At 33.0% G+C, this 19,708-nt stretch carries 12 protein-coding genes; 7 read left to right on the top strand and 5 right to left on the bottom strand.

Annotation, left to right across the window (positions count from 1 at the left end; translation table 11 throughout):
* The 4 genes from GKZ86_RS22545 to GKZ86_RS22530 form a co-directional block, all read right to left on the bottom strand.
* A complete protein-coding gene (locus GKZ86_RS22545) occupies positions 1–1,353 on the bottom strand; it encodes an HlyD family secretion protein (RefSeq protein ID WP_154785299.1) in 1,353 nt (450 codons plus the stop codon).
* A gap of 2 nt (positions 1,354–1,355) precedes the next feature.
* Positions 1,356–3,011, bottom strand: coding sequence for a peptidase domain-containing ABC transporter (locus GKZ86_RS22540; protein ID WP_154785298.1), 1,656 nt, complete (start codon positions 3,009–3,011; stop codon positions 1,356–1,358).
* Positions 3,012–3,108: 97 nt separating this feature from the next.
* Entirely contained in the window at positions 3,109–3,435 is a 327-nt protein-coding gene (locus tag GKZ86_RS22535) for a hypothetical protein (protein WP_228526595.1), read from the bottom strand.
* A gap of 389 nt (positions 3,436–3,824) precedes the next feature.
* Positions 3,825–5,294: a M28 family peptidase gene (locus GKZ86_RS22530; protein ID WP_154785296.1), complete on the bottom strand. Its 1,470-nt coding sequence runs from the start codon at positions 5,292–5,294 to the stop codon at positions 3,825–3,827.
* A 392-nt stretch (positions 5,295–5,686) separates the two neighbouring features.
* Here GKZ86_RS22530 and GKZ86_RS22525 point away from each other — a divergent pair, with 392 nt between their 5' ends.
* The 7 genes from GKZ86_RS22525 (at position 5,687) to GKZ86_RS22495 (ending at position 18,623) form a co-directional block, all read left to right on the top strand.
* Entirely contained in the window at positions 5,687–6,301 is a 615-nt protein-coding gene (locus tag GKZ86_RS22525) for an RNA polymerase sigma factor (protein ID WP_154785295.1), read from the top strand.
* Between the two features lie 248 nt (positions 6,302–6,549).
* Complete coding sequence (locus GKZ86_RS22520; RefSeq protein WP_154785294.1) at positions 6,550–7,584, top strand: FecR family protein; 1,035 nt, start codon at positions 6,550–6,552, stop codon at positions 7,582–7,584.
* Between the two features lie 223 nt (positions 7,585–7,807).
* Positions 7,808–11,095 (top strand): TonB-dependent receptor, encoded by a 3,288-nt coding sequence (locus tag GKZ86_RS22515; RefSeq protein WP_194632544.1) that lies wholly within the window; start codon positions 7,808–7,810, stop codon positions 11,093–11,095.
* Positions 11,096–11,106: 11 nt separating this feature from the next.
* On the top strand, positions 11,107–12,507 hold the full coding sequence (locus GKZ86_RS22510; protein ID WP_154785292.1) for a RagB/SusD family nutrient uptake outer membrane protein: 1,401 nt from the start codon (positions 11,107–11,109) through the stop codon (positions 12,505–12,507).
* 61 nt (positions 12,508–12,568) lie between these two features.
* The gene (locus GKZ86_RS22505; protein ID WP_154785291.1) at positions 12,569–13,519 is read left to right on the top strand and encodes an ABC transporter ATP-binding protein; all 951 of its coding nucleotides are present in this window, start codon (positions 12,569–12,571) and stop codon (positions 13,517–13,519) included.
* An 11-nt stretch (positions 13,520–13,530) separates the two neighbouring features.
* Complete coding sequence (locus GKZ86_RS22500; RefSeq protein ID WP_154785290.1) at positions 13,531–15,792, top strand: Gldg family protein; 2,262 nt, start codon at positions 13,531–13,533, stop codon at positions 15,790–15,792.
* An 11-nt stretch (positions 15,793–15,803) separates the two neighbouring features.
* The gene (locus GKZ86_RS22495) at positions 15,804–18,623 is read left to right on the top strand and encodes a pitrilysin family protein (protein WP_154785289.1); all 2,820 of its coding nucleotides are present in this window, start codon (positions 15,804–15,806) and stop codon (positions 18,621–18,623) included.
* Positions 18,624–18,732: 109 nt separating this feature from the next.
* On the opposite strand, the gene GKZ86_RS22490 is transcribed toward GKZ86_RS22495, so the two are convergent.
* On the bottom strand, positions 18,733–19,683 hold the full coding sequence (locus GKZ86_RS22490; protein WP_154785288.1) for a hypothetical protein: 951 nt from the start codon (positions 19,681–19,683) through the stop codon (positions 18,733–18,735).
* Between the last annotated feature and the right edge of the window lie 25 nt (positions 19,684–19,708).

Below are 19,708 nucleotides of genomic sequence, written 5' to 3'. Positions count from 1 at the left end.
TTATTTTTTCTCCTTTCCTTTTTCTTCTTTCACATCCGATTTATAATAATTGGGCGGAAAACCATTCAGATTACGCCATATTTCATACCATACCGAAACCGTTTCGAGTAATGCAATGCTTTGTGCTCCTGCTCCAATGCTAAGTTCTTTTGGCCATTTATGATCTTTTCCGTCAGGCGAAATAAGAACTCTGTATTTTCCGTTAGCGCTGATAAAATTTTCTATTGCCACTATTCTTCCGCCAAAAGTTCCGTACGATAATCCCGGCCAGCCGGAAAATACAATTCTTGGCCAGCCATCAAACCAGACACGTACTTTTGCACCGCGATGCACCAACGGAAGATCGATAGGATCTACATAGGTTTCGACAGCAATATCATAACTTGCCGGCATAATACTTATAATTGGAGTTCCTTCTTTAATAGTTTCTCCAAGACCGGCCAATAAAGCACGGTTTACATAACCGCTTTGAGGAGCCGTGATGTAATACAAACCATTTCTTAAACTGTAATTCACATATTGATTATGCAGCTTATTTACCTGCGCTTTTGTATCATATTGCGTGCTTAAAGCTGTAAATTTATCACTTCTTGATTTTGATATTTTTTCAGAATATTCAGCCGTGATTCGGTTGATCTCTACTTTTGCATTGATAAGTTCGTTCTTACTGCTTAAAAGCTTGTTTTGCTGTGTAATAATATAGGCTTCAGATTCCTGAAGTTTCAATCTTTTTTGTTCTACATCTGAAAGTGGTTTTAATCCTTCTTTATTTAAAGCTGTCGAACGATCAAATTGCGTATTCGCGATTCTTAATTGCGTTTTAACTGCCTCAAGATCCATACTGTCACTTTTTATTTTCAGATGAGCCTGTTTTATTTTATTTTGTGCCTGTTGCAATTTCAATTCTCTTTCAGTATTAAGCGAATGCGCCTGAACATCAAGAGAGTTTACTTTATCACCATACGATTCTACTGCCATTTTTTTAGCATCAACCTGATCTTTAGTATTCCCTACCAGATTTGGATCTAAATAATCTTCTTTTGTTTCTGAAATAAAAAGAATTGTATCTCCTTTTTTCACATAATCACCTTCTTGCACAAACCATTTTTCGATTCTTCCGGCAATCGCATTGTGAACGGTTTGCGGTCTTTGGTCCGGTTTTAAAGTCGTTACTGAACCGCTTCCCGAAATATTTTGTGTCCACGGAAGAAAAAGGCACATAACAGCAAACAGTAAAAATCCGATTATGACTCTGTTTAAAATTTTATAATGCGGTCTGCGGGCAACGCTGGTAATCGATTTGTACTTTCCCGGCGTTATAAGTATATTGTTATCTTTAGATATATTGAGCATGATTAAAGCTTTATGTCGTTACTAATTTTTCCATCATCAATCGTAATCATACGGGTACATTTGTCCATCCAAATATCATTATTGGAAGTTACAATTACCGTCCAATCATTTTCTTCAGAAAGTAAAAAATCAATGATTTTACCTGAAGTCAAATCGTCCATTTTGTCGACAGGATCTTCCAGGAACAATATATTAGGTTTGTGAACGATACTTCTTGCCAACAGAATTTTTTGAAGATCAGATGCAGAAAGTTCGCTTCCTCCCGGGTGAATTTGATTTTCAAGTCCGTTTGGAAATGTTTTAATATACGGCGTAAGGCAAACATTATCCAGCGCCCATTTTAGATCGTCGTTATTAATAGCGTTGTTTCCAAAAAGAACATTTTCTCTGATTGTTCCTGCAAAAAGTGTATCACCCTGAAAAAGAGTACCGGCTTGTGCTCTGTACGCATCTTCATCGAGGCGGTTCATATAATTGTCTGTTACATACATTGCACCGCTTTCTGGCTCAAGCAGGCCTGAAAGTAAACGTAATAATGTGCTTTTTCCAGCGCCATTTGTTCCTCTTAATAATATTTTTTCTCCCTGCGCTATTTTCAGGTTGATATTTTTAAGGGATTTTTTACTATATCCCGGATAATTATAAGCGATACTATCTGTTTCGATATTTATTCCGGTTTCGGTTACGTCTGAAGTTTTTGGGATACATGAAATTTCCATATCTGTAACCTGACCGATTTTCTCTACTGAAGTCAGAACATCATAAAAAGATTCAAGTCCGAAGATTATTTTTTCTACCGAATTGATTAGCAATACAATTACAATTTCTGCTGCTACAAACTGCCCAATGTTCATTTGATGATGAATTACCAAAAAACCACCAATCGACAATAAGGCAGCCGTAACAAGAACTTTAAAAATCGTAAGTTGTATATATTGTTTTTTCATTACCTGAAAGTGTTTTTCACGATAATTTACATATTCGCTTACATAGCCGTCATTTCGGTTTAATGCATATTCGAAACTTACTTTTTTACGGAAACTTTCGCGGTTGCGCGCTATTTCCTGAATCCAGGCTGCGACTTTATATTTAAACTTAGATTCGTTAAGGCTTGTTTCGAGACCATCTTTATACGAAAATTTAAAAATTATATATAAAATAGCAATAAAGAAAAGTCCAATTACGGTAAAGAAAGAATGGTATAAAACCAATAATATAATACCAAGACCTACTTGCAGAAAAGCGGTACAAAAGTCAAGTAAAAGTTTTGCTGTCCCTTTTTGAACCATTAACGTATCAAAAAAACGGTTTGCTTTTTCTGGAGCATATTCAGAATACATTTCTTTAAATTTAATTAAAGGCATTCTGTAAGCGAATTCAAATGAGGAGCGTACAAAAATTCGCTGTTGAAGATTTTCTACAATGCGAAGTTGAAGAATGGTAAGAACTCCGCCAAAACCAACTCCAACGGTAACCAAAAACACAAGAACTATCCAGGAAACGCTAAGTTGCCCACTCTGAATAAAATTAATAATAGCCTGAATTCCTAAAGGCAATGAAAGGTTTACTAAACCGGCAAAGGCTGCATAGAATATAATTTGATATACGTCGCGTTTGTCTAGTTTAAGTAAATTATAAAAACGTTTGAATGGTGTCATTTAAATATAAATACAAGATTAATAGATAGATAATATATACGGCAAAAGCCATATTAAGGGTTTTAGAATTGCTTCTAATCCGAAAAAAACTACATATTTATATTGTATTTTGAGGAGGTCGTAAATGTATTTTACCATGAAAACCGAACGAAAAAATCGGGTTATCGATATGATTTTTTCCTTTGGTTTCGGTTTTAAAATACAAACCCGGCAATGAAGGGTGCAAGGGAATTAAATAATCTAATGACGGAATACCTTTGGCAACTTTTGTGGTTTTGGCATCCTTTGATTCAAAATCATTTTTTTCTTCTGTAATACCGTCACATTTAAATATTTTTTTGAAAAAATTACAGGCAATTCCTTTAATGGAATCTTGTTCTGTATTCTCTTTTATGATTTGGCTAAGGTTATTCGATATGTTCATGCTGCTCATTAAAAAGTAGCCGATTAGTAACACCTGAAGGCATTTACATAAAAAACTATTTTTAATTTTATTCAACATTTACTTAAAAAATAAAAAGTTACATCATCATGAAAACCGTTTCAGAAAATCATTTTTAAGATCAAGTAAAGTCTGATTTAAAGTGATTTTTTTTTACAAAATCTTCATACGGACGCAATTTAGAACTAAATCAAAAGCGCAACATTAAAATAACATTAGAATTTCTTAATCCAGAAATAAAAACTTAAAAATCAATTAATTAACAAAATAAAGGTTATTTTTTTTATATGTTTTTTTAATATTTTTCTGTTTTTGTAAAAAAAAAGAGATAGTAATAACTATCTCTTTTCGTTATTAAAATCATCATTTTTTTAGCGTTCAAACTTTGCATCTGGCAAAAGTTTAGGTCTGTTTGCATCATTAGATAAAATCCATCCTGTGCGATAGATCCATTCTGTCATTTTATGCAATTTTACGTAATCTATATTTTCAGATTCATCCATTGGAGTGTGATATTGGCTGTGCAAAACACTGGTGAAAAATACAGATGGAATTCCTTTTCGAACATAAGGAATATGATCTGAACGGAAGAAAAAATATTCCGGATGTTCTGGTCTGTCCCAAAGTTTATCCAACTCAAATTTCGGGCCTTCGTCATTTGCTTTTTGGGCAACACTAACTAAGTCAGAAGAGTTTTCATGAGGAGCGCTGGATCCTAAAAGTGCTGCCTGGTTTACATCATTTCTTCCAATCATATCTCCGTTTAGTACAGCAATAATATCTTTTTGAGGAACTGTTGGGTGCGATGCGTACCAGCTTGATCCTAATAACCCACGTTCTTCTGCACCGTGAAACACAAATAATGCGGTTCTTTTTCCGGGTTGTTTTTTATAGGCTCTTGCAATGGCAAGCATCGCCACGCAAGTGCTCGCATTATCATCGGCTCCGTTATAAATAGAATCCTGACCGTATTTTTGTCTTACGCCATCATGATCCTGATGTCCGCTAAATAATACATATTCGTTTTTTAATTTGGCATCAGTACCTTCAATTTTCCCCACAACATTTACCGATGGATATTTATAGGTTTCTGAAACTACTTCTGTCGATAAATTATCTTTTGTAGTTTTTAAAAACTCTAACTGATCGCTATGCAGCCAAAATGTTGGCATTCTTGAAGGCACAGGTATTTTATCACGATAACCTTCAATTCCGTAAACACCTCTTGTCATTTGAGGTTCAACTTGCGACCAGCTTTTTTCGCCTAATTCGTCTGCAACGATAATTAATGCTGCAGCTCCTTTTGCGGCTAATTGCTCATAATATTTTTGTTTAAAAAGTCCCGGATAACGTCTGTCAAAAAGAGAAATGTCTTCAGAAATTCCTTCTTTGGAAGCTACAATAACAACTGCTTTTCCTTTTACATCAGCTTTTTCAATCGCCTCTTTTGTAGTTTCAAGATAAAATAATGGTGCCTCAACTTTTATGTTTGCAGTTTCAGCGACTAAAACTTCGCTCCACAATTTATATGTTTTTTGCCCTATTCTAAACTTGGTATTTGAGGTAACCTGATGTCTGTATAAATCAAAAAACTGAAAAAAAGTACCATCATCTCCTGCCGGAATCATGCCTGCTTCTTTTGCTTTGTTTGCGAGCCACATCGATACTTTTAATTCGTCTAAAGTTCCGGCTTCACGACCATTAAAATGATCGCCGGCCATTTCGTACATATCTGTTTTAAGGTCTTTTACGGTAATGGCTGAAACTAATGGCTTTTTAATTGCCTGCGAAAAAACCAATCCGCTACAGGCAAGAAAAATTAATACAATTTTATTTTTCATACGTTTTAATTTAAATTCAAACTTAGCAATTATGACAAAAAAATTAACCTAAAATTATTGTGGTATTCTTGTTAATAACAACTATTTATTTTTTCGATTTAAATTCAAATCTATAATAACTTTATAAATATCTCGCAAAAAACAATTTATTTCAACGATAAATTTGTTCTCTTTCGCAATAATATAAAGACTTAACCTACAATTATTCAAACAATTACTTCACCAATATTCGCTTCATCGGTAAAAGAAGGATGTATATTTTTTTGATTTTACAAAATTGATACCTGATAATTATCAAAATAGCAATTCTACGGTGTATTATGAAAATGGAATATACAAGTCTCAAAAAAAATAAATAATATTGCTAAATTCAATAAAAAGCCAAAAGTATCATGTCTCTTAATTCCAGTTCTGACGAAAATAAACTTCTTCGAGAATTATCTCAGGGGAGTGAACTGGCTTTTACTAGTTTATATAATCAATATAAAAATGTTGTTTATTCTACAGCTTTAAAAATAACCAAATCAAAAATTTTAGCCGAAGAAGTCGTTCAGGATGTTTTTTTGAAAATCTGGATCAACCATCAGAATTTAGGCGAAATAAATAATCTTGAAAATTATCTTTTCATTATTTCCCGCAATCATATTTTTGATATGATTAAAAAAATTGCGAGAGAAACTACTTTATCAGTTGATATTAATTATAAAAATACAACTGCAGAAGATACTGACACTGCTATAAAAGATGATCAGTACAGTGTTATTTTAAATCAAATTGTAGATCAGTTGCCACCTCAGCAACAAAAAATTTACAAAATGGCAAAATGGGATGGCATGAGTCATCAAAAAATTGGAGAAGATTTAGGCATTTCTACAGAGACTGTTAAAAAACACATGTCGCAAGCCTTAAAATTTGTCCGCTTTAAAATTTCGCCTTACATGAATATGTTCATGTCGATTTTATTGTTTTCTATGATGTCTGTTTTCATAATTTACAGTATAAAATAAGGCTAAAGTTTATTTTTTACGTTTTTTTTACATTTTTTTAACTTTCGACTACTCCTTCCCTATTTTTCAATCGTCTTTATAATAAAGAGCTTCTATTAAAAGAAATTCCAAGTATTTAAATTCCAAATTTTCAATCTGGAGTTTATTTAAATAATTAGATTTTAAGCCTCTGATTTAAAAACAAAAAACAAAAACAAACGATACCCAAGTTTACCAAAAATTAATTACTAACTCACAATTACAAACAAATGCAACAAAAAGTATTTGAAGAATTATTTGAAGGCTATCTGCACAACACATTATCTGAAGCAGAACAAGAACAACTCATGGAAGTTATTCGAAATGGCGTACATGATGATTTCTTAAAAGAGAAAATTAATGTGTTGCTAAAAAACAGCAACAATGTTGAAATACTGGAAACACAAAAAGGAGAAAATATCTTAAACTATATTCTTTCCAGTTCTTCAACGAAAGTTATTCCGCTTAGAGAAAAATCAACTAAAAAAACAGTGCGGACTTTATTGTCGATTGCTGCGGCCATTACAATATTATTTGCTATTAGTACTGTTTTCTTTTTCAAGAATACTCCAAATCCTGTAAAAACTGATTCTGAAGAAAAAGTTGAAGAAACAAATCCTATGTTGGCTTTTAGCGGAAAACAACTTATTCATTTACCTGACGGAAGTACTATTCTTTTAAACGAAAATAGTACTGTTGAATACAATCAGGTAAGTTTCGATGATAAAACGAGAGAAGTTACTTTAACCGGAGAAGCTTATTTTGATATTAAAAGAAACGAAACAAAACCATTTATCGTGCATACGGGAAAAGTTCAGACCAAAGTTTTGGGAACGGCTTTTAATATAAACGCTTACAGTAATTCTGATAAAATTGAAGTTACGGTAACGCGCGGAAAAGTTCAGGTTGGAGACTTGGATAATGTATACGGTATTATTACTCCAAATCAGCAAATTAAAGTAAACAAAACTACTTTGGTCCACGAACAAAATAATGTGAATTCGGCTGTTGTCGTTGAATGGAAAAGCAATTACCTGATTCTTGATAATATTAATATGGAAGAAGCGATTGCACTTATTTCTCAAAAATATAAAGTGCCTATTACGCTTTCTAACGAGAATATTAAAAAGTGCCGAATTACTGCGAGTTTCTTAAATGAAGAAGATTTAGATCATATTCTAAAAGTAGTCTGCAGCGTAATTGAAACGGAATATCATTACACTAAAAATGGCGCAATTGTTCTGGAAGGAAAGGGTTGCGAGTAAAAATAAATCTATAAATAATTAACCTTAAAAATAACTAGCCTATAGAATTAAAACCAAAAAAAAGCCATCTAGCTCCTACACCAGATGGCAACGATTCTTAATAATTAATTCCAGTAACCATTAAAAAACATGCAAATTTATGAAATTACGCTGTAAAACAACCACGTTTGAAAGGGAAAAGAACACATCTTTATTTAACCTTTCAAAAAAAACACTCAAGATCATGCGAATCAGTTTATTCCACATTTTCTTACTGACCTGCGGAACCCACATGGTTCTTGCAAATAAAATGAACGGTCAATCTTTAGAATCAATTTCTGTTGATATCGAACTGCATAATCAGGATATAAAAACCTTGTTTAAAAGTATCGAAAATAAAACAGGATTACTGTTTGCATACCAACCACAGCTTATTAATAATTTCCCTAAGATTACTACATCCGGAGGAAGGCGTTCTGTAAGCGATATTTTAAATTCTGTGCTTCAGGGTAGTAATTTAGTTTATAAACAGGTCGATAAAAATGTCGTGATTTATAAAAAAGAAGTTCCTGTTGTTATAAAAGAAAAAGAGGATGTTACTTATAATCTGACAGGAAAAATTTTAGATGAAAATGGTTTGCCTTTACCCGGCGTTTCCGTTTTATTAGTTGGAGGAAATAAACACGGTATATCTGATTTTGATGGTCAATTTTTTATCGAATTACCAGCTGGAAAACATGTTTTGAGAGTATCTTATCTTGGCTATAAAACACAAGATATTACAGTTGAAAATCAATTAACTATAACCATTAAAATGCAACCCGATTTAGCAAAACTGGATGAAGTTGTCGTTATTGGTTATGGAACTACTACTAAAAGAACCGCAACAGGATCTGTTGTAAAAATAACTTCTGAAGATATTGAAAAACAGCCTGTAACTAACATTTTGCAAACTTTGCAGGGAAGAACTCCGGGAGTTTTTGTTTCTCAAACATCCGGTTATGCAGGAAGTAACATCAATATCAATATTCGTGGTACAAATTCGCTTCAATCAAGTAATTTGCCTCTTTATGTAATTGATGGAATTCCTTATATCTCAAATGATATAAAAGAGCAATCTCAGGCAAATCTTATTATCAGAGGAGCTCAAAAATCAACAAGTCCTTTAAATATCATTAACCCAAATGATATCGAAAGTATCGAAATTCTTAAAGATGCAGATGCTACTGCTATTTACGGTTCAAGAGCTGCAAATGGTGTGGTACTTATTACAACTAAAAAAGGAGTATCAGGAAAAACCGTATTTACGGTTAATACAAATTCTGGAGTTTCTGAGGTTGCGCACATGATAAAAACCTTAGATACACCTACTTATCTAAACATGTTGCGTACGGCATTAAACACTACAAATACTACTCCTACAGGATTTAGTAACGGTATTGCATTAACAGCATTTGACCAAAATGCTTATACAGACTGGCAAAAAAAATTAATTGGCGGTACGGCTAATTTTAATGATTTTTCTGCAAGTTTAAAAGGTGGAGATGATAATACTAATTTCTTACTAAGCAGTACGTATCACAAAGAAACTACTGTTTTGCCGGGAGATTTTGGTTATAATAAATTCTCTACCAATTTTAATGTTACGCATACTACATTGAATAAAAAACTAAAGGTTGGAGCTACAGTTTTATATTCTACAGATAAAAATAAACTGCCATTCTACGACATTACCAATTATGCAGTAGTAACGGCACCTAATCACACGATCTACAATCCGGATGGTTCTTATTATTGGTCGCCAACTTATTTTAGTGATGTAAACCCAATCGCTGCTTTAGACAGAAGAGTTGAAGATAAAGGGAATAATTTAATTACAAGTTTTAATTTTCAATTAGAAATTGCAAAAGGATTATCTTTTAAAACGGACTTAGGTTATGGTAAAGCAGAAATGATTACGGAGCAGATTTTGCCGGCATCAGGAATGAATAATGTGTATTATACTGCTAGTAATCTTTCACTTAACCTTTCAAGATCTTACACGGTTTCTAATAATAATACCAACAACTTTACTATAGATCCGCAATTAAACTATACAACTGCTTTATGGAAAGGTAATCTTTCTGTTTTAGTTGGTGGTTCATGGCAAAACAGAAAATCAGAAATGCCATCTTACGTAAGTACATCAGGTTATAGTGCTGATAACTTAATTGGTATTACAGGTTCTGCAACAAATGTAACTTCATACAATGGTTCATCTGAATATAGATATGCTTCTCTTTTTAGCAGGGTAAACTATAATATTCAAAATAAATATATATTGAATGCCAATTTTAGAAGAGACGGATCGTCTCGTTTTGGTGCCAATAAAAAATATGGAAATTTTGGTTCTCTTGGTGCTGCCTGGATTTTTACAGAAGAAGATTTCTTAAAAGACAATTCAGTACTTAGTTTTGGTAAACTTCGTACAAGTTATGGTGAAGTTGGTAATGATCCACCAAGTGATTATGGATATGCAGACACTTATAGTTCTGGTACTTACGGTACTGGATATGCAGCAATGACAACAACCAGAATTGCAAATCCTAATTACAGATGGGAAACTACAAAGAAGTTTGAGGCTGCCTTAGATCTTGGTTTTTTCAATGATCGTTTATCTTTTACTGCTGCTTTTTACAGAAACACTTCCGGAAACCAATTAGTAACGGCAACACTTAGCCCTCAGGCTGGTTTTACAGGATACACAGCAAATTTAGGTGCATTGGTTGAAAATAAAGGATGGGAATTTACGCTGGCATCAACCAACGTTCATACTAAAAACTTAAACTGGTCTACATCATTTAATTTTTCGACAAACTCTAATAAACTTTTAGAATTTGACAATTTACAAAATACGGCTTATTATTCTCAATATGTTATCGGAAATGCAATAACAGCAAGATATTTATATAATTATACCGGAGTAGTAAATGGTATTGCCCAGTTTGAAGATGCTAACGGAGATGGAAAAATTAGTACCGGTTTTGCTCAGACAGGTGCCGGAGACAGAAAATATTACGGATCTACGGCTCCTAAATATTATGGGGGAATTTTAAACTCTATTAGTTACAAAGCATTTTCATTAGACTTTTTATTTCAATTTGTAAAACAAGACGGAAGAAGCTTATTATCATCTACTGCTGTTCAACCGGGTTATCCTTATGGTTTAGCCAATTATCAGGTTGATGAATACAATGATTACATCGCTCAGGGAAATACTTTAAGTACTGCTTACCAACCTAGTTTCTTGAATTATGCAGGTTCTACGGCTACTATTGTAGATGCTTCTTACATCAAACTTAAAAATGTAAGCGCAACTTATAATATTCCGTTAGATCAGGCTACAAAAAAGTTCATTCAGAATATTCGTCTTTCATTACAAGGACAAAACCTGGTAACTTTTACTAAATTCAAAGGATTTGATCCGGAAACTCAAGGTTTAGCTTTACCTCCATTACGTACCATAACTCTTGGAACTCAGTTTACATTTTAAATCTAAAAAACATGAAAAATAATTCTATAAAATACACGTATATATTTTCGTTTTTTCTTTTAATAGGACTAACGAGTTGCGAAAGTTTACTTGAAGTTGATCTTCCTATTAACGATTTATCATCTACTACTGTATACACATCTGATGCTACTGCCGAAGCTGCCGTAAACGGAATCTATCAAAGTATGGTAGCGAGTACTTACTATAGCTCATTGCATACAATTCCCGGACAAACTTCTGATGAACTTCTTCCGGTTTCGTTAATTGAAAATGTTTATACTACAAATGAAATTCCATTTACTGACGGTACAATTGGTAGTATGTGGACAGAATTGTATAAGACTATCTACAATTCTAATGCTGTTATAGAAGGTATATCTGGCAGTAAAACACTTACAGAGGCCAAAAGTACACGCTTTCTTGCTGAAGCCAAATTTTTAAGAGCTTTCTCTTATTTTTATCTGACTAATTTATATGGAGATGTTCCTTTAGTTTTAACTACAAATGTTGATCAGTCTGCTTTAGCACCACGTAATACACAAGCTGAAGTTTACAATCAAATTAATCTTGATCTTGAAGAAGCTGCAAACAACCTTCCGGTTAATTACAGTAATTACACCAGTAATCAACGTATCAGAGCTACAAAATGGGCTGCAGAAAGTTTATTGGCCAGAGTAAATCTTTATTTAGGAAAATGGACCGAAGCTTCTACTTATGCAAGTGACGTAATTAGCCAAAGTGGAACTTATAAAATGATAAACGGATTAACTGCAACTAACAGCCCGTTTATTGCAGATAATACCGAGGCTATTTGGCAAATACCTTACTTTAATACGGCTTATACGTATGAAGGTGGGGCTACATTTCCCGGACCAAATCCGTTAACACAAATAGGAGGAACATTTATCCTTAGAAAAAGTGCTACACTATTTGAAACCGGTGACGCAAGAAAAACAAACTGGACTGTTGATATTAAATCATCAGCCGGAGTATATATCGGAATTGGTCCCAGAAAATACAAAAACTCATATCTGACAACTCCTGTAGAACGCTCTACAGTATTGAGACTCGCAGAACTTTATTTAATTAGAGCAGAAGCCAGAGTAAAACTAAATAATATTACGGGAGCTCAGGAAGATATTAACGTAATTAGAAACAGAGCTTTATTGGGATCAACTACTTTAACAGACCCAAATCAGTTGTTAGACTTAATTGCTGTAGAAAGAGAGCGTGAATTTTTTGGAGAATTTGGCCACAGATGGTTCGATCTTAAAAGAACCGGAAAAGCTGATGCCGTACTTGGAATAATCTCTTCAAAAATTTGGAATACTACAGATAGCCTTTATCCAATACCGGAAACTGCTACTCGTTCTAATCCTTTCTTAACTCAAAACGAAGGATACACTAAATAATAAAAATGATGCAGGAATGTATTTTCAGTAAAAATATATTCCTGCAATTTTAAAAATCACTATGGAAACAACAACAATTGTAAGAGTTGAGGATTTGTCACATCAATACAGTAAGGATTGGGCAATACAAAATATAAGTTTTGAAATTAAAGAAAATAAAATTCTGGGATTATTAGGTTCTAACGGAGCCGGAAAATCGACCACGATGAATATTCTTTGTGGGGTTTTGAACCAAACCAGCGGAAATATTTTTATTGACGGAATCAATTTAAAAGAAAACCCGGTTGAGGCTAAAAAACTAATTGGCTTTTTGCCACAAACGCCGCCTTTGCATCTGGATTTAACTGTAAATGAATACTTAACGCATTGTGCAGAATTACGTCTTGTAAAAAAAGAAGATTTAAAAAATGCTGTAGAAAGAGCTAAAGAACAATGCGGAATTTCTCATTTTAGCAATCGATTAATTCGAAACTTATCTGGTGGATACAGACAACGTGTGGGTATTGCTCAAGCTATTATTCACGAACCAAAATTAGTAGTTTTAGATGAACCAACAAACGGACTGGATCCAAACCAAATTTTAGAAGTTAGAAACCTAATCAAGAAAATCTCTAAAGACAAAGCCGTAATCTTCTCTTCACACATTTTATCTGAAGTACAGGCAACGTGTCAGGAAATAAGAATGATTGAAAACGGACACATGGTTTTTGCTGATTCACTCGAAGCTTTCAACAATCATATCGAAGCAGATAAATTAACGGCAAGTTTTGAAAATCCGCCGGCCATTGAAACATTAAATGATATTCCTGAAGTTACAAATACTGTTTTTCTGTCTCCAAAAAAAGTACAAATTACGTTTACCGGAACGCAGGAAATTGCTGAAAAAATTGTAGCATTAAGCGTTTATAACAATTGGAAATTACGTGAAATTCAATTTGAGAAAGTATCTCTCGATGAAATCTTTGCACAATTATCTAAAAAAGCGCCTTCTAAAAACTCTACTCCTTCTTAAAAAACAAAAAAATGAAAACAATATACAGAATAGCTAAAACAGAACTCAATACCATGTTTTACTCGCCAGTAGCGTGGGTTGTTTTAGTAATATTTTCGATCCAGTCAAGCTGGAAATTCTTTGACACACTCGAGCGATTTGAAAAAGCACAAAAAATGGGACAAAGTATTCATAATTTGTCACAAGTTGTATTTTCAGGTTTTAGCGGCCTTTTTACAGAAATGCAAAATTATTTGTACTTATATGTTCCGCTATTAACAATGGGTTTAATAAGCCGTGAAATTAACAGCGGTTCAATCAAACTTTTACTTTCTTCACCAATTCATATTAAAGATATTGTTCTGGGAAAATTTCTGGCCATCGCAAGTTATTGCTTATTATTTATGGGAATATTAGGTGTAATTGGTATTGTAGCGTATTTTTCTATAGATAATTTAGACGTTAGTTTTGTTTTATCGGGTATTTTTGGTTTGTACTTATTAGTATGTACTTATGCTGCTATTGGTCTTTTTATGTCATGTCTTACCTCTTATCAGGTTGTAGCCGCGATAAGCACTTTAGTAGTTTTAGCAGGTTTAAATTACATTGGCAAACTATGGCAAGCTATTGATTATGTAAAAGATATTACCTATTTCCTTTCTATTTCAGGACGTGCAAATTCAATGATTGAAGGACTTATTGTAAGCAAAGATGTTTTGTATTTTATTTTGGTTAGCGTGCTTTTTATTGGCATAAGTATTTTTAATTTACAAACCGGAAGAGATGCTCAGACAACATCAAAAAGAACTTTAAAATACGTTGGTTTAGTTGCGATAGTTTTGTCACTCGGATATATTACTTCAAGAGCGCCTCTTACTTTTTACAAAGATATGACGCATACTAAAGACAAAACGCTTACTAAGGCGAGTCAGGAAATTGTAAAAAAGATCGACGGACCAATTAAAATTACTACATACGTTAACTTGTTAGATATTAATTATTATATGGGAATGCCTTATTCTCAAAATAGTGATATTGCCAGTTTTGACAAATATTCCCGCTTTTTGCCTCAAATAGAAATGGAGTATGTTTATTACTATGATACCTCGACAAATACGGCTTTATATGCTCAAAATCCAGGCTTGAATGACAAACAACTTGCCGACAAAATGCTGGAAACGCAAAACTTAAAGTTGAAGAAATTATATTCTCCTGCCGAAATAAGTAAAATTATCAATTTAAAAGCAGAACAAAACAGAGTTGTAAGAACTGTAGAATACAACGGTAAAAAAACTTTTTTAAGAATGTTTGATGATTTGTTTAAAGTTCCTTTTGAAAAAGAAATTTCAGCTTCATTAAAACGTTTGGTTACATCTGCACCTAAAATTGTATTTGCTACGGGAAATATGGAACGCAGTATCGAGAAAAACGGTGATAAAAATTATAAAACAGGATTTAATGAAATTACCTTCAGAAACTCGTTAATCAATCAGGGATTTGATGTAGCTTCTGTAGATATCAATGCACAAAATATTCCGGAACAAACGGCAATTTTAATTATTGCCGATCCTAAAACACAGCTAAGCCAGGGCGCAGTTGACCGCATTACTAAATATATCGATCAGGGAAAAAACCTAATGCTTTTAACAGAACCTGAAACCAATTCAGCATTGGCATCTATTACAGATAAATTAGGTTTAAGCTACACAAAACAAGCATTGGTTCAGGAAAGTGAAACCAACTCCCCGGACTTTTTAGTTACCGAATTTTCAAAAGAAATAGACAGTACGGTTATTAAATTACACAAAAGTGAATTCCCTATTCCGATTTTAGGAAGCAGCGGAATTAAAACGACTAAAGATGCCGAATTTAAAGTAACACCATTATTAAAAACAAATAGTCAGCCGGCTTGGGAATCTCCTACAGGAATAAGCTCTATTCCTGCCGATTTGAAAAAACAACCTTCTGTTTCAGCAATTCCACTTGTAGTCGCATTAACCCGAAACGTAAATGGTAAATCGCAAAAAATAATTGTTGCCGGAGATGCCGATTTTATGGGCAATGCCGAGTTAAGCCGTGGTGGTTCAGGAACATTTCAATTCGTAACCGATATTTTTACATGGTTTAGCGATTACCAGTTTCCAATTGATACCACACGACCTGAAAGTACTGATAACAAAATAACAGTAAGTGCAAATCAGGTTTTCATCAGTAAAATTGTTTTCATAGGATTATTTCCATTATTGATTATTCTATCAGGCGCTTTTATATTAATTAGAAGAAACAGAAGATAAAAATACAACACATGTATAACACACTTAAAAAGCAAATTCTAAACGTGATAATGATTTTATCTTGTCACGTTATGTTTTCGCAATTCAAAACCACGATTCCGTTAGATAAAAATGTCACGACAGGCAAGCTTCCAAACGGATTGACGTATTATATTCTGCATAACGAAGAACCAAAAGATCGTGCAAGTTTTTACTTTGTTCAAAATGTGGGCGCTATTTTAGAAGATGACAACCAAAACGGATTAGCGCACTTTTTAGAGCACATGGCTTTTAACGGAACAGAACATTTTAAAGGCAAAGGAATTATTAAAATGCTCGAAAAACACGGTGTTAGTTTCGGAAAAGACATCAATGCTTATACCGCACAAGATGAAACCGTTTATAACATTAGCGGCGTTCCCGTAAGTAATGAAACTTTGATAGATTCTACACTTTGGGTATTGCACGACTGGTCAGGATCGCTTTCGTTAACCAATGAAGAAATTGATGCAGAAAGAGGCGTTATCCGTGAAGAATGGAGAACCAGAAGAACAAGCGGTTTCCGTTTAAAAATGCAAACCGATCAGGTTTTATACAAAGGATCTAAATACAGCAAACGCGATGTTATTGGTGACTTAAACATCATCAATAACTTCAAATATCAGGAATTACGAAACTATTATAAAAAATGGTATCGTCCGGATTTGCAAGCTGTAATTATTGTTGGAGATATTGACGTTAAAGGCATCGAACAAAAGGTTAAAACCATATTCTCCAGTATTCCGCTTGCTAAAAAAGCAGCCGTGCGCAAGTACAACGATATTCCAAAACATAATGATTTGTATTTTGGAGTTGCTACTGATAAAGAAGCCGCTTCTACAGCTATAACTTTACAATATGTGCTTGATGAACCATTGGTAAAAGATGTTTCTGTTACGCGCAACAACGTAATGAACTCTTTTTATACTAGTATACTTAACAATCGTTTGAGAGAATTAATATTAAAAAATCAAAGTTCCAGTTTAAGTTTAAAAGCTTATTTTGAGCCTGTTTCAAGATTAAATACTTCCTTTAATATTTCGGCTTTAGCCAAAAAAGGAAAAACCTTAGAAGCTTTTCAGGAAGTTTATACCGAAGCTGAACGATTGAAACGTTTTGGTGCGATTCAGGCAGAATTAGACCGAACCAAAAAAGATTTCATTAGTTCTTATGATGATTTTATTAAAAATAAAGACAAAGTGGATAATGACAGTTGGGCAGATAAACTAACCAACTACTTTTTAAAAGCGAAACCCTTTCTTGCCCCACAAGAAGATTATGATTTAATTGTTGGAATCATAAAAACCCTTTCTTTAGAAGAGTTAAATGCACATGCCAAAACCATACAAAAAACGACCAATCAGGTTGTTTTAATAACGGGTTCAGATAAAGATCAAAGTGAATTTCCGAAAAAAGAAGCCGTTGTTGATGTTATGAAAAAGGTAGAAACGATGCCTTTGGAACCTTACACAAAAAAAGAAAATAATGCTCCATTAATCGAAAAAGAATTAAAACCAGTTGCCGTTAAAAAAACATTTGAAGTTGCCGGAATAACCGAAGCAAAAGGATATACGCTTGAAAATGGGGCGAATATTATTATTTTGCCAACGACACATTCGCAAGATCAAATCGTATTTTCGGCTTTTGCCAAAGGAGGAAAATCTTTAGTGAAACAAGAAAATTTAGCGTCTGCAGAAATTGCGACTTCTTTAGCAAGATCGTCCGGACTTGGTAATTTTGATACAACGGGATTAAAAGAAAAACTTACCGGTAAAGTTGCCCAAGTTGCACCTTTTATTGCTGATAATACGCAAGGTTTTCAGGGAAGTTCTAATAAACAGGATTTAGAAACGATGCTGCAATTGCTTTATCTTTCTTTTGAATCTCCACGTTTTGATCCTAATATTTATGGCATTTTAAAAACGCAGTATGAGAATCGTTTAGAGAATCTTAAAAAAGATAACGGAAGTGCTTTTAAGGATACAGTAACATTGGCTAATTCAAATCACAATCCGCGAACATTTGTTTTTGATGAAAAATTTCTTCAAAATATTGATTTGCAAAAAGCAGAACAAGTTTATAAAGACCGAATTAATAATGCTGCTGATCTTACTTTTGTTTTTGTTGGAAATATTCCCGAAACAGCTCTTGAACTGATTCAGAAATATATTGGCAATTTAAAATCTAGCTCTGGTTCTGCAGCGAGTTTTGTCGATCATAATTTAGAGCCGAAAAAAGGTAAAACAGTTGTTCATTTTAAACGCAAAATGGAAATTCCTAAAACAACTGCTTATCTGCATTTAACCGGAAAAATTGATTACAGTAAGGAAAATGCAATTGGTATGTATGTTATTGGTGAATTATTATCAAAACGTTTTTTACAAACCATTCGCGAAGAAGAAGGCGGAAGTTATGGTGTAACCGTTGCCGGAAATCTGCCGCTTATTCCTAAACCAACTTTTGATCTTGCCCTAAGTTTTGATTGCAATCCTGAAAAACAGGAAAAATTAATGCAAATCGTTTGGAAGGAAATAAATGATCTTAAGTCAAAACCAGTCAATATTAATGACTTGGAAGACATTAAAAAAGCACTTGTAAAAAACAGAGAAGAATCGATGAAGACGAATTCATTTTGGAGTGGCATACTTTATAACATAAGTATGAATAACATGCCCTTTATGCAAGACTCTGATTATAAAAGTTTAATTGCAAAAATTGATCAAAAAACAATTCAGCAACTAAGTAAACAAATACTGGATAGTTCAAATAGTGTCGAAGTAATTATGAGCCCAGAGAATCCATTGGCGAAATAGTTACTTGAATACATTTTTATTTTATTAGTCATTAAAGGTTGTCTTTGCCAAGACAGCCTTTTCTGGCTTAATTTGATAAGATTTAGTTCTTCAACTATTTACGAGTGATTTAAAATTCTCTATACTCTTTTTTTGCATATTTTAGTTCAAAAGGGCCTTCCTTAAAATTCAATTTATTTAATGCTATACTTTTATGTATTATATGATATTGATCTGTATCAAATTCATACATGTCTCCGGTAAACTGATTCTCCGCAAAAAGCAAACCTACTTCATTATTGAGATATAAATACTTATCAGATCTAAAGTCTCTTATCCCTTTAAACATATATTTGGAAACTATTAGAGTTTTTTCCTTATACCTAATTTGTTTACTGTCAATTTTCTTTAAAATCTGGCTATTAAAATAACAATTACCGTTTAGAAACAATAAAGTGTCTTTGTGATGGCCAAAATCATAGATATAGGTGCTTTTTTCATTATCTCTTTTTTTGAGTTTTTTTGAGTTTAAAAACTCTTCTCTATCTGTACCAAAATTGAAAACTCTTATTTTTATTCTATTAGCAGAAAAATTGGAGATCATATTTTTGATTACTATAGTTTTTCCATATTTTTTCAGTCCTTCAAAACTATTAAAAGTGATCGATTTCTCCTCAAAATTTATTTTCTTTATTGGAGGATCATCAAAAAAAGCGCTGTTATTTAAAAGAGTAAACTTATTTGAATCATCTGATAGTTGAAAAACTTTATTTCCAAATTTCACAAATCCTCTTTCTCCATCTTCAATCAATCCGATCAACTTATATTTTGGAACAACTACAATAGGATTAAATTTCATTTTAAGCTCCTTGTCAAAAAAAATTACTATCTCATATACATTTTCTATTTTGTCTCCTACTTTTACATCTATATTTCTGTAATATAGAGTAGCTGGTATTTTCTCATTAGCTTCATTTACAATATTATATTTTTTTTCTATCTCAAGAGCTTTAACATCTTTAAAATAAAAATAACAGAGAATAGCAATTATAATAAGAGTTACTAAGATTATCTTTTTCATTTTCTAATAATATTGATGGTAATAA

The organism is Flavobacterium sp. LC2016-13 (genome assembly GCF_009707955.1).
In the GTDB taxonomy this organism is placed as follows: domain Bacteria; phylum Bacteroidota; class Bacteroidia; order Flavobacteriales; family Flavobacteriaceae; genus Flavobacterium.
This window is presented reverse-complemented; position numbering and strand designations above follow the sequence as displayed.

Coding starts and splice junctions, on each gene's coding strand:
- GKZ86_RS22545 (WP_154785299.1), bottom strand. CDS start 1,353: ATGCTCAATATATCTAAAGATAACAATATACTTATAACGCCGGGAAAG.
- GKZ86_RS22540 (WP_154785298.1), bottom strand. CDS start 3,011: ATGACACCATTCAAACGTTTTTATAATTTACTTAAACTAGACAAACGC.
- GKZ86_RS22535 (WP_228526595.1), bottom strand. CDS start 3,435: ATGAACATATCGAATAACCTTAGCCAAATCATAAAAGAGAATACAGAA.
- GKZ86_RS22530 (WP_154785296.1), bottom strand. CDS start 5,294: ATGAAAAATAAAATTGTATTAATTTTTCTTGCCTGTAGCGGATTGGTT.
- GKZ86_RS22525 (WP_154785295.1), top strand. CDS start 5,687: ATGTCTCTTAATTCCAGTTCTGACGAAAATAAACTTCTTCGAGAATTA.
- GKZ86_RS22520 (WP_154785294.1), top strand. CDS start 6,550: ATGCAACAAAAAGTATTTGAAGAATTATTTGAAGGCTATCTGCACAAC.
- GKZ86_RS22515 (WP_194632544.1), top strand. CDS start 7,808: ATGCGAATCAGTTTATTCCACATTTTCTTACTGACCTGCGGAACCCAC.
- GKZ86_RS22510 (WP_154785292.1), top strand. CDS start 11,107: ATGAAAAATAATTCTATAAAATACACGTATATATTTTCGTTTTTTCTT.
- GKZ86_RS22505 (WP_154785291.1), top strand. CDS start 12,569: ATGGAAACAACAACAATTGTAAGAGTTGAGGATTTGTCACATCAATAC.
- GKZ86_RS22500 (WP_154785290.1), top strand. CDS start 13,531: ATGAAAACAATATACAGAATAGCTAAAACAGAACTCAATACCATGTTT.
- GKZ86_RS22495 (WP_154785289.1), top strand. CDS start 15,804: ATGTATAACACACTTAAAAAGCAAATTCTAAACGTGATAATGATTTTA.
- GKZ86_RS22490 (WP_154785288.1), bottom strand. CDS start 19,683: ATGAAAAAGATAATCTTAGTAACTCTTATTATAATTGCTATTCTCTGT.